This is a genomic window from Streptomyces sp. SX-6, assembly GCF_059089585.1.
Genome location: NZ_JBTHHU010000033.1, coordinates 41,719 through 55,056, shown reverse-complemented (window position 1 = coordinate 55,056; position 13,338 = coordinate 41,719). Strand labels below are relative to the sequence as shown.

Sequence of the window (13,338 nt, the reverse complement as noted above, 5' to 3'; positions counted from 1 at the left end):
TGCAGAGCCGGTTGACTCCGCTCTCCACGATGTCGAGTTGTGCGCCCGCTCACTCATGAGGGCCCGAAAAAAGTCACCCCATGATCACGATCGACCACTGAACGTGTTCGCGAATCGGGCGAGTTCGTCCACTGGAGGCCATCTGACCTGCAGGGCTGACCGCACCGTTGCAACGAAGCGGTGGGTTCCCCATCCTCAAGTGGCATTCGTCACAGGCGAGTTACATGCCCACTACGCCGAGCACGACAGCGGTGCTCAACACGACTGCTCGCTCGCACCGGCGGGCGTCAACCGACGGTGCGGAACATGAGCCGCCAGAGGAAGGCCGAGGTGCGATCGTGCGCACGAACCGCGCAATTCCCCGCAAGGGTGAGTCACCTCGCGCGGGTGGCCTCGAATACGCCGTCACCCACCGGATCCCAGGCACGACTTGACGTGCGGGAGAGCGTCGAATCTTCGTTTCACCTTTCGCTCGGCCGCGCCAGTGACGGGCCTCTGATCAGTAGCGTTGTCCCCGACGTCCACCTCAGCCGCTCGCCCACGGAGGCCACATGACCCCCTCTCCGGCATCATCGCTCCGCGTGCCGCGTTCGAAATCCGTCTCTTCGGCGACCGGCCGGGGGTTGACGGTTTCTTCGATCGTGCTGGAGGAGAGGGAGACCATGTCGTTCGTGCCGAACATCGTTGGCGCACACTTGTTGTTCGAACGAAGAGGCGGCGTCCTGTTGGGGCTACGGCCGCCGGACGCGCTGTTCGCGGCGAATATCTGGCATGTGCCGGCCGGGCATGTGGAGCGGGAGAGCGCACGGGCCTGCGCTGTGCGGGAAGCCTACGAAGAGCTCGGTGTCGCCGTTGCCGAGCCGGACCTCGAGCTCGTGCACACCGTGCATCTGCTCGACGCCGATGACGCTGTGCCGCGGCTGCAGCTGTTCTTCCACGTTCACCAGTGGGACGGCGAGCCGCGGCTGATGGAGCCGGACCGGTGCGTGGAGTGGCGGTGGTGGCCGTTGAACGCTCTGCCCGACCCGATGGTGGAGTACACGGTCGCTGCTCTGGAAGGCGTCGCGAACGGCTGGCCGTACACGGACATGGGCTGGCCCTGCTGAACCTCCCAGGCGCACCGGCGGCCGGCCGCCCCTGGGCAGATGCTGCCCAGGCGCCGACCGGCACCTCAGGGGCCAGTGCAGGAACATGCCCCAGCCACGACGCAGCATGATCTGTGCCGGGGCCTTCGTCATGCCAGCAGAACCGCGATGCCACGCAGCACCCACCAACCCGCCACGGCCAGGAGCAAAAGCCGCAGGAGACCCGGCCGGCGCCGGAGAAGCCGGAGTTGACGGTCAAGAGCATGCGCATCGTCGACAGCCCGCTCGAGACGAGTATGGTCACGGCGAAGGTCAGCAAGGCGCAGGTCTACGTCATCCACGCCAGCACGGTACGCGGCCGCCCGGGACACCGAACAGGCCAAGTCACCCTGCAACGGCGATCGGCGCCGGCTCGAGAGCAGAAGTCTCTCGCCGTGCGGCGATGCCCAGGCCTCCTCGCGGGGCACCTTTGCGTACTTGTTTCTCGACGAGTTCCCCACCAGTCATGAAGACCCGACGGTCGGCCCGATCACCTTCCGATGCACGCTGGTTGAGACAGGTGCCGAGTCCCACCGTTTCCAAGCCACCGCATCCGAAACGCCGAGCGAGACCGGCGAGTGGGCGAACGTCGCCGCCGGAGCGTCAGATCGGTCCGTAGACAGCAGCGCGGGCGCCAGTCGCGAGCGCCCAGTAGCGGTCGCCGTAGGACCAATGCCACCACTCACTCGGATAGTTGACGAATCCCTCCGCGCTCAGGCTCCGGGCGAGGAGGGCGCGATTGTCGCGAGCGGTCTCCGACAGCCCCGGAGCGTCAAGTGGGCACGACCTTTCATCGCCCGTGCGGTGCCCGTTCACCGGGCCGCCCATGTCCAGCTCGACGCCATCGGCGTCGATGAGCGTCAGGTCGATGGCAGAGCCGACGCAGTGCGGGGCCACCTCGACCGGAGAGACGAACGCACTGGCCTGGCGCCGACGCTCGGCCGGGTCTGTGATCCCCGACAGGCGCAGGCGATCCTCGTACGGCGCGAACCGGCGCGCTTGTTCATTCAGGCTGCGATGGCCCTCGATGACGAGGAACCTGATGCCCGCAGGGAGCCTCTCGGACGCTGAACGCAGGCGTTCGAGCACCCCGGCCCTGACCCGCCCGTACTCCCCGGCCTCATCCCGTTCCCGCGGGTCCAGCGTTACAGCCGAAACGGCGGCGATCTCTACAAGAGGTTCGCCACAGTCCACCACAGGGATGTTGACCACCGCAGGGTCGCTCAGCAAGACCATGGGCCATGAGCTTATCGATCCGAGTGCGGCATTTGTAGGACGAACCAGCGATTCGCGCATCGCGGTCCCTGCTTGTCAGCCGCCCACACCGCCCGTCGGGGGCGCTGCGGTGTTGCTTGACCGCGGCCTGGGCACCCGCATTCCCCCCGGAAGGGATGGACGACAACGACCGCTTCGAAGCCGCGCCCTGTTCGCTTGCCGAGGTCTGGCACATCCTTTTCGTAGGCGCTTCGAGCGGCGGTCTGTGGGGCCCGGGCGTCCACGGTGCCTTTGGCCGTCTGGCCGCATGGCGGTCCATCGCCGGGCTCTGTGGCGCCGCGCGGGACGCCACACCGGCCGAAGTCGAGCAACAGGCGCTGGCCTGCAGCTGGTTCCGTTTCGAAGCGGATTCGCCGTGGTTCGCTGACCGTATCTACGACTACGGAATCGCGGTCGTCACACCGGACGGGTGCCGCATAGCCGTGGTGGCAGCCGTGGACGTCGACTGACCTCACGACTCAAACCGTGGTGCGCCGGGTGCGTACCATCAGGTTCGCGTGCGGATCGTCGGACGGGTCTTGGCGTCGCGCTGTCGTCGGCGACGTTGCCGGAGTCCGGGGGCATGGCCAAGGCGTCCGCGCCTGGCCGGAGCGGCCGGATGCGAGCCGGACGGCCGCGACGGAGAATGTCGGGTGGCGGCGTGTTCGATGACGTGCCCATCGGAGGTGTCGTCGCCGCCGGCACACACCAGCCGAGTGGGAGCACCCGACATGACGCTGAACATCTCGGTCGGACCCAACGTCCAGGTCACCTTCGACGGCAATCCGGCCAACGACCGTAGCGAGTCCTCGCTCACCGCGGATCCGAACAATCCCGCCCGGATGGTGGGTGCTTCGAAGAAGTTCACCGACCCGGCCCGCTACGCGTTCACGCTGGCCGCCTACCTGACCACCGACACGGGCAGCACATGGGCCGAGGCCGCCGCGTTGGAGCTGGACCCGGCCTGGGGCGGCATCTCGGACCCGGTCGTGGCGATCGACGACCAGGGGGCCGCCTATCTCGTCGCCCTCCCGTTCCTGCCCGGCACCGGCACCGACGCCTCCGGAGACGTGGTCGGGATCGCCGTCTACCGCTCCGCGGACGGCCTCGACTGGGGTCGGCCCAACCTGATCCACACCAGCAAGAACGACGACAAGCAGGCCGTCGCCGCCGACGGCAACCCGGCGAGCCCGCACTACGGCACCGTGTACGCGGCCTGGGACGATGCCCCGGACCTCGCCTTCGCGCGGTCCGTCGACCACGGCCGTACATGGGGCGGCGTGGGCGGGCAGCCGGTCGGTACCGCGCTCGCGCAGAACTCGTTCTCCCCGGAGATCGCGATCGCGCCCGACGGCGCCGTCTACATCACCTGGGTCGGGGCCGCGACCGGGACCGACCTGTACTTCGTGAAGTCGACGGACGGCGGCGCCTCCTTCTCCGCGCCGGCACCGGTCGCCACGCAGATCACGCCGCTCGGACCCCCCGGCCTGCAGGCACCCGACAGCTTTCCCGAACTGCCCGGCGGCACCTTCCGCGTGGACACGATCCCCACCATCTGCGCGGGCCCCGGGAACGTGGTGGCGGTGGCCTGGGCCGACTACCGCGAAGGCGTTGCCCGGATCTGCTTCCGGCGCTCGGCGGACGGCGGCACGACCTGGGACGGCCCGGCCTCGGGACAGCTGATGACCGGTTCGGCACCGAAGCTCCACGATTTCGATCCGCAGCTGGCGGTGAACGAGGTGGGGACCATGCTCTGCTCGTTCTACGAGTTCGGGCCCACCCCGACGCAGAACCTGGTCAGTGTCCAGGCCGCGGCGTCCGGGGACCTGGCGCAGAGTTTCGGCTACCGGGTCACGGTCACCGACCGTCCCTGGGATCCGGCAGTGAACGCACCGCTCTCCCACGGGCGCGCCACGACCACCTTCATCGGGGACTACTTCGGCCTGGCAGCCAGTCCCGCCGGTTACTTCCCGTTCTGGACCGACACCCGTACCGGCGTCCAGGAGATCTTCTGCGCGCGGATCCGGATACCGCCCACCGTCACCGTGGTACCCGGCCGCAACGAATGCGGCCTGGCCGACGGATCGTTCAGCGCGGAGACGATGAACATCCCGACCGGCGTCACGGTCCGGTACGCCTGGTCCGTGGCAGGCGGCACGATCGAGGGAGCGGCCGACCAGCGGTACGTCCGGGTGACGCCGGCCGGAACCGGGAATCAGATCGAGATCACGGTCGACGTCACGGTGGACGACGGCTACAGCATCTCCGCATCGACGACGTGGGTTCCGCTCTCTCGTGAGCTGGGGGAATTCCTGTCCACGCTCTGCGAGGTGATCCATGACGTGAAGTACAACCCGTTCGTCGACCCGCTCTGGGACCCGCTGCGGGATCTGATCGTGCGGCCGGTCGAACAGGGCGACGAGACCGGGATCCGTGCCACGGCGGCCACGCTCGAACGCATCGGGGACATCCTCCAAGACGCCGCCCGGGCAATGGACTCGGGGCGCGCCACGAGCCAATCCTGATCTCGGCCCGGACGATCGGCCCGGCGGTCAGGGCGATCCCACCAGGTTTCAGTTGATGCCCCGGGTGAACACCGGCTGGTTCGCCGGGTCGCCGACGCCGGTGTCCGCCCCAGGCGTGCGCCGGCCGGGCGGAGTCCGCGCGCTCTGCACTGCCTCCGCCTCCTCAGCGTGATCAGGTGCCGAAGACGTCCCTCCGAGGAGTACTTCCGGTAGCGGGCGGTCGCGGCCTGCGGAGTGTCTCGGCCAATTCTCGGGCGGCTCGAACTCGCCTGTCTCCGCGTACACCTGACGGAGAGGGTCATGGGCGGTGTCATTCCAGTTGACCGCCGGGGAATGCTCGGGTGGCTGCCGAGCCTCCCCCTGCCGCAGGGGCGCCGGGTTCGCCACGTATCACGTGCGATTGCCCCAACTGGACGTCGGCAAAAGGCTGGTGGCGTAATCCGAGCGGCCTGGAGGCAGTCCGGGCACCAAACGCAACATCGAACGTGTAGACGAGTGCTGTTATTTATCCGCTCGGTTTCATGAGGTGATGATGATGCGCATCAAGACTCTGGCCGCTCCCCTCGCCGTAGGGATGGCCCTGACCGCCATGGCCGTCTCCGCACCCACGTCGTTCGCGAGCACGGCCTCCGCGACCGACACGATCGTGCTGACGAACACCGACAGCAACACCACGGTGTCGGTGCACAGCGGGGACGTGGTCACGGTCCAGCTGACGGGTTCCAGCACGAACGGAATGACGTGGACGTGGTCCACGCCCACGTCGGCCAGCACGGACGTGCTCAACCCGATCGAGTCGGCGCCGCTGGGCAACGGCAGCGTCACCGCCTCCTTCCAGGCAACCGCCACCGGCACCACGCAGGTCACGTCCTTCAAGCGCTGCGTGCCCGACCCCGGCCACTTCTGTTCGAACCTGATCCAGAAGTGGAGCGCCACGATCAACGTCAACTGACCAGAGAAGAGTGATGGTTGTGCCCCGGTCCGTTCCAACGGACCGGGCACAACCGCGTTGCTACATGGTGTGCGGGATGCTCCGGTGGCGGAGCCCCCTCTTCGGGCCCCGGCCGCGTACTGGTGGGTGCGGCGGCTGTGGGTGGGACCACCTCATGGCTCGAGTCAGTCAGCCCGGAGCAGGGCGTGCAGCTCGGCGGTGTCGACGATGTGGGCCCGTGAAGGGAGGACTTTGTGAAGCAGGACGTCGTGGACTTCGGTGTCCGGGTCGGCGACGCCGTCGGACAGGACGTAGAGCTCGTAGTCGCGGTCGGCCGCGTCGATGACGGTGGACAGGACGACGCCGCTGGTGCTGATGCCGGAGACGACCAGAGTGGTGATGCCGCGCTCGCGCAGCTGCCGGTCGAGGTCGGTGGTGTACATGCCGCCGTAGCGGATCTTGCGCACGACGATGTCGCCGTCCTGGGGAGCCAGGCGCTCGTGGATGGCCGCGGCAGGGTCCTCGTGGTGCATGACACGGTGTTCGGCCAGCGGGGCGAAGGACTTGTTGACGGCCGGGATCGCGTCCCAGTCGGCCTCGGTGAAACCGACGCGTACGTAGGCGATGGTGCCGCCCTTTGCGCGAACGTCGGCGATGGCCCCTTCCACGCGGCCGAGCAGGGCTTCGCAGTCCTCGCCGTCGGGTAGACCGGCCAGGATCGCGGGCTGGTAGTCCATGACAAGAAGAGCGGTGTGCGCGGGGTCGAGCGCGGGGGCAGTGCTCATGCGGGTGTTCTCCTTGCTGGTGGTGCGTCTGGTCGATGTGGACATGCGTCGGCGGATCAGCTGCGGCCCGCGGGCTTCAGCGGTGCGTCATGCGTGGCTACGGGACGGTTCCGGCTCGTGCTGCGACATCTGGTCGCGGCGGGGAAGCAGGAGCGGGGTGGCCAGGATGAGCAGTCCCGCGGCCGTGAGAGCGGTGCGTGGGCCGGTGACATTGGCGAGCAGCCCGCCGAGCGCGGTGAGGACGGCGATGGACGCCTGCTGGCCGATCGACCAGGCCGACAGGGTGCGGGCGACGAGGTGATCAGGCGTGTGTTCGAGCCGGTAGGTGGCGAGCACCGGGGTGTACAGGCTCATGTTGATGATGATCGCCAGCTCGACAGCCATCACGGTGACGAGGCCGACGATGCCGGGACGGACGAAGACCAGGCCGATCAGCCAGACGGCGCGCAGGGTGCCGACGGTCCGGAAGACCCGGTGCCGGCCGTAGCGGGCCACGACACGAGGGGCCAGCCGGGAGCCGATGAGTCCGCCGAGACAAGGGGCGGCGAAGGCGAGGCCGTACTGCCAGGGTGGGAACTCGAGCTGGCGCAGGAGGAGCACGGCCAGCAGCGGCTCGGTGGCCATGATCAGGCCGCCGACGAGTACTTGGTTGAGGTAGAGCGCCCGCAAGCCGGGATCGCCCATGATGTGTCGCCAGCCGTCGAGCAATGCGCCCGCCCGTACCGGGCTTTTGCCGGTTGGTTGCGGCGCTTCCTCTCGGCCGTGGATCGCGGTGATGCCCAGTGCGGAGAGCAGGTAGCTGAACGCGTCGGCCACCACGGTGGTGACCGGCCCGAACAGTCCGATCGCCGCCCCGCCCAGCGGTGGCCCGACCGCGATGGAGCTCCAGTTCGTGGACTCGAACCGTGCGTTGGCCACGAGCAGGTCGTCCGGCCGGACGAGGGCCTTGAGGTAGGCGCCGCTGGCCGCGTTGAACGCGATCTTGGCCGCGGCGACCACGGCCGAGACCACGAGCAGCTGGACGAAGCTGAGCCAGCCGAAGGCGTACGCGACCGGGATTGTCGCCATGGCCGCGAACCGGGTCAGGTCCATCGCGATCATGACCGGGCGCTTGCGCCGGAACTCCACCCACGGCGCGAGTGGCACCGCGATCAGCGCGCCCACCGCAGGCCCCACCGCGGACAGCGCGGACACCTCAGCGGGGCCGGCATGCGACACCAGCACGGCGATGAGCGGCAACGCCCCGAACCCCAGCCCGGACCCATACGCGCTCACCGCATATGCCGCCCACAGCCAGCCGAACTGCCGGCCCAACGGTCTCCTGCCCACCATGCTTGGCACGCCCCCTCGATGTCCCACCCGAACAAACCAACGTTGACCAGTGAGAGCTAAGTGGGCGGCACAGCGGCAGGTCAAACAACTGCCCTGCCTGCTCTTCACAACGATCCGTTGTTCACTAAGGTGGGTCGGCGTGGATCTCGAAGCCGTACGTACCTTCGTCGCCGTCGCGGAAGCGGGCCAGTTCCAGAAGGCCGCCGCCGACCTGTCGGTCACCCAGCAGGCCGTCTCCAAACGCATCGCCACGCTGGAGGGCAACCTTGGTGTGCGGCTGTTCACCCGTACGCCGCGTGGCGCCGAGCTCACCATCGACGGGCAGGCGTTCCTGCCCCACGCCCGCGAGTTGCTGCGCATCGCCGAACGCGCCGTCGCCTCCGTGCGCACCGGCCATCGTCCGTTGCGCGTCGACGTGCTCACCTCGCGCAGCGCGCAGTCGGGCCTGATGCGCGGCTTCCACCACGCGCACCCCGAAATCGACCTCGACGTGCTGATGTTGTTCGACATCGAGACGGCCGTCGCCGCCATCCGATCCGGTGCGATCGACGCGTCCTTCCGCGCCGTCGCCATGCCCGGCCGACCCCTTCCCGAGGACATCGAATCCGTCCGGGTGCTCGACGAGCCGCTCCAGCTCCTCACCGGTCCCGCCCACGCGCTGGCGGGCGCCCGGTCGGTGACCGTCGCTCAGCTCGCCGGGCACCGCATCTGGATGCCCGGTGTCGTCCCCGGCACCGAGTGGACCGCCTACTACGACGACCTCGTCGCCGAGTTCGGCCTCACCATCGAGGCGACCGGCCCCAACTTCGGCTCCGATGCCCTCCTCGACACCATCGCCGACACCCCGGCCCTGGCCACCTTCATGGGCGAGCACACCCGCCTCATCTGGCCCGCCGGCCACGACCTGCGCCGCATCCCGGTGACCGACCCGACGTCCGTCTACCCGCACTCGCTCCTCTGGCACCGCGACAATCCCCACCCGGCGCTGGCCACCCTCCGCGCCCACCTCGCCGCCACAGCGGCCGACCACGACGCCCCCAGGACCTGGACGCCGCGCTGGGTCACTCCGCGCTGAACACCGCCGCCTCCGCGATCACCGTGGCCGGATCGGCCTCGCCCGCATCGGCCAGGCCGGACCTTCCTCGGACTGCCACAGGCCTCGTCGGGTGTCAGTGGGCCGGCGGATCAGCAGCAGGGTACCCAGCGGCGTCCGGATCGCCCTCAGCCGGTCGACGTTGACGCGGTCGGCGACCCGCGAAGGTGCCACGTTCGCGGCCACTCAGTCGAGACAGAACTCGTTGCCCTCGATGCCAGGCGCTCTTCACCCACGAGCCCGATACCGACCCGCACGTCAAGATGCAGCCGGTTCTTGACGACCTTGCCTTCGGGAACGCGCTGGAAGTACAGCCGCGGGCCCACACTTGAGGGATCAACGCATGCAAACCCTGTCGGGAACGTCGCATGCACGCAGGTGAGTTGTAGCCACGCCCCAGCGCAACGAAGGGGCGTACGGCAGGCAATCCGCCCGCGCTCATCGCACCAGCCCAGCCACGAGAGCACCGGCGCACGCCGGGGGTTCCAGGTGTTCACCGCGGAGCTGCCCCACAGCAGTTCCAGGACCTCGCCGAGCCGTTCGGCAGTCTTGCCCACCCCGATCCCATAGTTCCGGACCGTGTTCGGGTTGCCGAACGAGTCGAGGAACACGTCCGCCGTCGCGCGAACGATCAGCACCTATCCGGCCGACAGCTACACGACGGTGGACACACCGCCTCCCCCTGCCGCAGATAGCAGGGCCGCTTCACACGGCGGCCGACGAGGCCCGCGACCGGCTGGAGACCGCACTGCGCGAAGCGACCGGCTGACCTGTCGCGCGAGGCGTCGACCGGCTGCGCCGGTCCGGTCCGCGGCGTGAATCCATCGGTTCGGCACAGGCATGTGGTTGATTCTCGTCGGACTCACGGAGAGGCGACCATACGTCAATGAGCATCAGGAACACCGTCACCCGCGCCGCCACCGCCGCGGCGCTGGCCACCGCACTCGGCATGGGCGGGGTGCACTCCGCGTACGCCGCCGCGCAGGGAGACGGGCGGAGCCGGCTCGTTCGCATTCAGGACGACAGCGGGTGGCACAAGGACGGGCTCGACCTCAATGCCGCCGACAACAGGAAAGTCGACGAGTTCGCCGTCCACGCCGCCAAGGCCGAGCGTTCGATCAGTCCGCAGGTGCGGGCCGCCGCCCGGCTCAGCCATGCGCAACTCATAGGATTCGACCACCGGTTGAAGTCCCCGGACTCCCTCAAGCGCAAGGTCGCCACCGCGATGAAGGAACAGGGGCAGAGCGTCGATCAGGCCTTGGCGGCCATCAACGACTCGGTCCACTACACCCTCCAGTGGCCGGATGCGCGCTACACCCACGGCGTGGCGGTCGCCACGTCCGCGTTCGCCGGCTGGCGGAACGACAGCCGGAAGTGGTCCAACACCTGGGGCCGGGAAAAGGGGTACAAGGGGATCAATTCGGTCTGGCGTGCGCCGCGTTCCGGCCAGGTCTTCGAGGTGCAGTTCCACACCCCGGAGAGCAAGCACGCGCAGGAGGTCACGCACAAGCTGTACGAGGAGGAGCGGCTGCCCACGACCTCGCCCGAGCGCAAGCGGGAGTTGCAGGCAGAGCAGGACCGGATCTTCGCGGCGGTGCCGGTGCCGGACGGCGCGGTGAATCTGGCGGCTCCCGCGCCGCGGCAACCGGTCACCGCCGGGCGGTAGTTCAGCGACGATCCCGCCCGAGCCCGGGATCGGAGACCGAGACCTCAACGGTGCCGGGTGGCTGTTCACCCACCCGGCACGGTCCAGCCCAGGACCGACGTGGACTGCAGCCACGCGAGCAGGCACAGCGCGGCCAGCACGCCAAGGCTCCAGCCGATCACTTTGCGGAGGATCTCGCCCTCGCGGCCGGAGATGCCCAGCGCACTGGCGGCGATCACCAGGTTCTGCATGGCGGCGGCCTTGCCCTGGACGCCGCCGGTGCTGTTGGTGGCGGCCATGAGCAGAGGGGACAGGCCCGCCTGCCGGGCGGCGGAGACCTGCATGGCGCCGAACAGGGCGTTGGAGGAGGTGTCCGAACCGGTCAGGGCCACGCCGAACCAGCCGAGGAAGCCGGAGAGCAAGGCGAACGCGCGGCCGAGGCCGGCCAGCCAGGTGCCCAGGGAGACGGCCATGCCCGAGAGGTTCATGACGTAGGACAGGGCGAGCACGCAGGCGATGGTGAGCGCGGCCCGGCGCAGCCCGTGCAGGGTCTGCAGGTAGCAGCGCACCGCCCGGCGGGCCGGTACGCGCAGGATGGCGGCGGTGAGGACTCCGGCGATCAGCAGCACGGTGCCGGAGGCGCCGAGCCAGCCGAAGTCGAAGACGGTGACGGTGACCGGGCGGCCGTCGGTGCCGAGGACGTCGAGGCCGGGCCAGGAGAAGGCCACGTCCCGGGACTCGATGAAGCGCTGTACGGGGCCGTGGTACGAGGTCAGGGCGAACAGGGCGATCAGGAGTGCGTACGGGGAGAAGGCCCGGAGGATCTCCGAGGGGCGGTCGGGGCGTTCCGGTACCTCGCTCGCCGTCGCGGCCGCTTCCCCGGCGTCCCCGGTCGGCGATCCGGCTGTCACGGCTGCCACCGGAACCGCCGCGCGGTGGCTCTGCGGACTCCGTGGCTTCCAGACCCGAAGGAGCACGACCAGGGCAGCCGTCGAGGTCAACGCCGCGACAACGTCGGTGAGTTGGTAGGCGAAGTAGTTCGAGCACAGGAACTGTCCCGCGCCGAAGCCCGCTCCGGCGGTCAGCGCCGCGGGCCATGCCTCCGCCAGGCCCCTGCGGCCGTCGAGCATGAGCAGCAGGACGAACGGCACGAGCGCGGCGATGACGGCGGACTGCCGGCCGACCATGGCGCCGAGGTCGTGCGCGGGGTACGCGGTCACCTTGGCCAGTGCCTGGATCGGGTTGCCGACCGAACCGAAGGCGGCGGGGGCGGTGTTGGCGAAGGTGGCGACCGCTGCCGCCCTGAGCGGTCCCAGGCCGAGGGTGAGCAGCAGTAAGGACGTGATCGCGATCGGCGTGCCGAAGCCGGAGAGAGACTCGATCAGGGCGCCGAAGCAGTAGGCGATGAGGATGGCCTGCACGCGCGGGTCGCCGGAGAGCGAGGAGAACGTCCTGCCCACGATGTCGAAGTGGCCTCCGACGCGCTGCAGTCGGTTGATCCAGACGGCGTTGAGGACGATCCAGACGATGGGGAACAGCCCGAAGGCCGCTCCTTCGGCCGCGCCGTCGACGACCTGGGGCAGCGGCATGCGGTAGGCGGTCGCGGCGATCAGGGCCGCGGTGGCCAGGCCGCCGAGTGCGGCGCGGTGGGAGGCGGTGCGCAGGATGCCGAGCAGGGTGAGGAGCACCAGCAGGGGCAGGGAGGCGAGGAATGCGCTGAGGGCGGGGTGCCCGAGAGGGTCGGGGACTTGTCGGAACACGGATGCGTCTCGCTTTCTCCGGTACCGAGGGGGGATCCAGCCACAGAGAATTCCGCTATGCGGAAGTGCGATTTCGGTAGTCGCAGCATGGGCCGCCGGTGTCCCGGCGTCAAGAGCCCCGCCCACGCCCGGCGTTCAGCGGTCCGCCAGCGCAGCGCCCAGCGTCTGCGCCGCCTCCGCGACCAGCGCGCCGAACGCCGTGCGCGAGGTCTCGCTCATCCGGCTGGTGGGGACGTTGACGCTGATGCCGGCCACCGGCAGCCCGGCTCCGCCGACGACCGCCGCCGCGACCGCCGAGACGTCCGAGCGCCACTCGCCGCCGTTGGTCGCGTAGCCCCGCGCCCGGATGACGGCCAGTTCCGCCCGCAGCCGTTCCGGGTCGATGATCGTGGTGTCGGTGTAGCGGGGCAGGCCCTCGGCGAGGTGGCGCTCGATCGTCTCCGGCGGGCTCGCGGCGAGCACGGCCTTGCCGTTCGAGGAGGCGTGCAGCGGCAGCTGCTGCCCCAACGGCAGGACGATGCGCACGGGTTGGGATGTCTCCAGCCGCTCGATCAGTACGACCCTGCCGCCCTCCGGGACCGTCAGGTGGACGGTCTCGTCGGTGCGCCGGCGCAGTTCCTCCAGCACCGGGAGCGCGACGTCCCGCAGCCCGAGCTCGCCGGTGGCGCTCCGGCCCACCTGCAGGGCCTTGGTGGTGACCACCCAGCGGGTGACCGTCTCCCCCGCGGGCCGGATCCACCCCGCTTCGTGCAGGGTGACCAGCGCGCGCTGCACCGAACTCTTCGGCAGGCCCAGCGTCCTGGCCAGCTCCGCGACGCCGGCCGGCTGGTGGGCGGCGACCTCCTCCAGGGTCCGCAGGGCGTTGAGGACGCTCTGCATCCATTGACTC

General features: G+C 69.5%; 12 protein-coding genes. 6 read left to right on the top strand and 6 right to left on the bottom strand.

Annotation, left to right across the window (positions count from 1 at the left end):
- Positions 1-551: 551 nt before the first annotated feature.
- The gene (locus ACV530_RS29665) at positions 552-1,106 is read left to right on the top strand and encodes an NUDIX hydrolase (RefSeq protein WP_494335732.1); all 555 of its coding nucleotides are present in this window, start codon (positions 552-554) and stop codon (positions 1,104-1,106) included.
- Between the two features lie 621 nt (positions 1,107-1,727).
- On the opposite strand, the gene ACV530_RS29660 is transcribed toward ACV530_RS29665, so the two are convergent.
- Entirely contained in the window at positions 1,728-2,360 is a 633-nt protein-coding gene (locus tag ACV530_RS29660) for a M15 family metallopeptidase (protein ID WP_494335731.1), read from the bottom strand.
- 155 nt (positions 2,361-2,515) lie between these two features.
- Between ACV530_RS29660 and ACV530_RS29655 the strand changes: the two genes are divergently transcribed.
- The 3 genes from ACV530_RS29655 to ACV530_RS29645 all read left to right on the top strand — a co-directional run bounded on the left by ACV530_RS29655 (position 2,516) and on the right by ACV530_RS29645 (position 5,855).
- Positions 2,516-2,848, top strand: coding sequence for a DUF6183 family protein (locus ACV530_RS29655; RefSeq protein ID WP_494335730.1), 333 nt, complete (start codon positions 2,516-2,518; stop codon positions 2,846-2,848).
- Between the two features lie 261 nt (positions 2,849-3,109).
- On the top strand, positions 3,110-4,903 hold the full coding sequence (locus tag ACV530_RS29650) for a sialidase family protein (RefSeq protein WP_494335729.1): 1,794 nt from the start codon (positions 3,110-3,112) through the stop codon (positions 4,901-4,903).
- A gap of 535 nt (positions 4,904-5,438) precedes the next feature.
- A complete protein-coding gene (locus ACV530_RS29645; protein WP_494335728.1) occupies positions 5,439-5,855 on the top strand; it encodes a hypothetical protein in 417 nt (138 codons plus the stop codon).
- A 164-nt stretch (positions 5,856-6,019) separates the two neighbouring features.
- Here ACV530_RS29645 and ACV530_RS29640 read toward each other — a convergent pair whose 3' ends face one another.
- Positions 6,020-6,619, bottom strand: a complete 600-nt coding sequence (locus ACV530_RS29640; protein ID WP_494335727.1) for a cysteine hydrolase family protein — start codon at positions 6,617-6,619, stop codon at positions 6,020-6,022.
- A gap of 87 nt (positions 6,620-6,706) precedes the next feature.
- Positions 6,707-7,951 carry an MFS transporter gene (locus ACV530_RS29635; RefSeq protein WP_494335726.1) on the bottom strand — a complete coding sequence of 415 codons (1,245 nt, stop codon included), beginning with the start codon at positions 7,949-7,951 and terminating at the stop codon, positions 6,707-6,709.
- A 139-nt stretch (positions 7,952-8,090) separates the two neighbouring features.
- Here ACV530_RS29635 and ACV530_RS29630 point away from each other — a divergent pair, with 139 nt between their 5' ends.
- Positions 8,091-9,026 (top strand): LysR family transcriptional regulator, encoded by a 936-nt coding sequence (locus tag ACV530_RS29630; RefSeq protein ID WP_494335725.1) that lies wholly within the window; start codon positions 8,091-8,093, stop codon positions 9,024-9,026.
- Positions 9,027-9,172: 146 nt separating this feature from the next.
- Here ACV530_RS29630 and ACV530_RS29625 read toward each other — a convergent pair whose 3' ends face one another.
- On the bottom strand, positions 9,173-9,682 hold the full coding sequence (locus ACV530_RS29625; RefSeq protein ID WP_494335724.1) for a VOC family protein: 510 nt from the start codon (positions 9,680-9,682) through the stop codon (positions 9,173-9,175).
- 248 nt (positions 9,683-9,930) lie between these two features.
- Here ACV530_RS29625 and ACV530_RS29620 point away from each other — a divergent pair, with 248 nt between their 5' ends.
- Entirely contained in the window at positions 9,931-10,710 is a 780-nt protein-coding gene (locus ACV530_RS29620; RefSeq protein ID WP_494335723.1) for an ATP nucleotide 3'-pyrophosphokinase, read from the top strand.
- A gap of 65 nt (positions 10,711-10,775) precedes the next feature.
- Here the strand turns inward: ACV530_RS29620 and ACV530_RS29615 are convergent, their stop codons facing one another.
- Positions 10,776-12,449, bottom strand: coding sequence for an L-lactate permease (locus ACV530_RS29615; protein ID WP_494335722.1), 1,674 nt, complete (start codon positions 12,447-12,449; stop codon positions 10,776-10,778).
- 135 nt (positions 12,450-12,584) lie between these two features.
- Positions 12,585-13,328 (bottom strand): IclR family transcriptional regulator, encoded by a 744-nt coding sequence (locus ACV530_RS29610; protein ID WP_494335721.1) that lies wholly within the window; start codon positions 13,326-13,328, stop codon positions 12,585-12,587.
- Between the last annotated feature and the right edge of the window lie 10 nt (positions 13,329-13,338).

What these genes read in the sequence shown, in the direction of transcription:
- ACV530_RS29665 (WP_494335732.1), top strand. Translation starts at nt 552, where the DNA reads ATGACCCCCTCTCCGGCATCATCGCTCCGCGTGCCGCGTTCGAAATCC.
- ACV530_RS29660 (WP_494335731.1), bottom strand. Translation starts at nt 2,360, where the DNA reads ATGGTCTTGCTGAGCGACCCTGCGGTGGTCAACATCCCTGTGGTGGAC.
- ACV530_RS29655 (WP_494335730.1), top strand. Translation starts at nt 2,516, where the DNA reads ATGGACGACAACGACCGCTTCGAAGCCGCGCCCTGTTCGCTTGCCGAG.
- ACV530_RS29650 (WP_494335729.1), top strand. Translation starts at nt 3,110, where the DNA reads ATGACGCTGAACATCTCGGTCGGACCCAACGTCCAGGTCACCTTCGAC.
- ACV530_RS29645 (WP_494335728.1), top strand. Translation starts at nt 5,439, where the DNA reads ATGCGCATCAAGACTCTGGCCGCTCCCCTCGCCGTAGGGATGGCCCTG.
- ACV530_RS29640 (WP_494335727.1), bottom strand. Translation starts at nt 6,619, where the DNA reads ATGAGCACTGCCCCCGCGCTCGACCCCGCGCACACCGCTCTTCTTGTC.
- ACV530_RS29635 (WP_494335726.1), bottom strand. Translation starts at nt 7,951, where the DNA reads ATGGTGGGCAGGAGACCGTTGGGCCGGCAGTTCGGCTGGCTGTGGGCG.
- ACV530_RS29620 (WP_494335723.1), top strand. Translation starts at nt 9,931, where the DNA reads ATGAGCATCAGGAACACCGTCACCCGCGCCGCCACCGCCGCGGCGCTG.
- ACV530_RS29610 (WP_494335721.1), bottom strand. Translation starts at nt 13,328, where the DNA reads ATGCAGAGCGTCCTCAACGCCCTGCGGACCCTGGAGGAGGTCGCCGCC.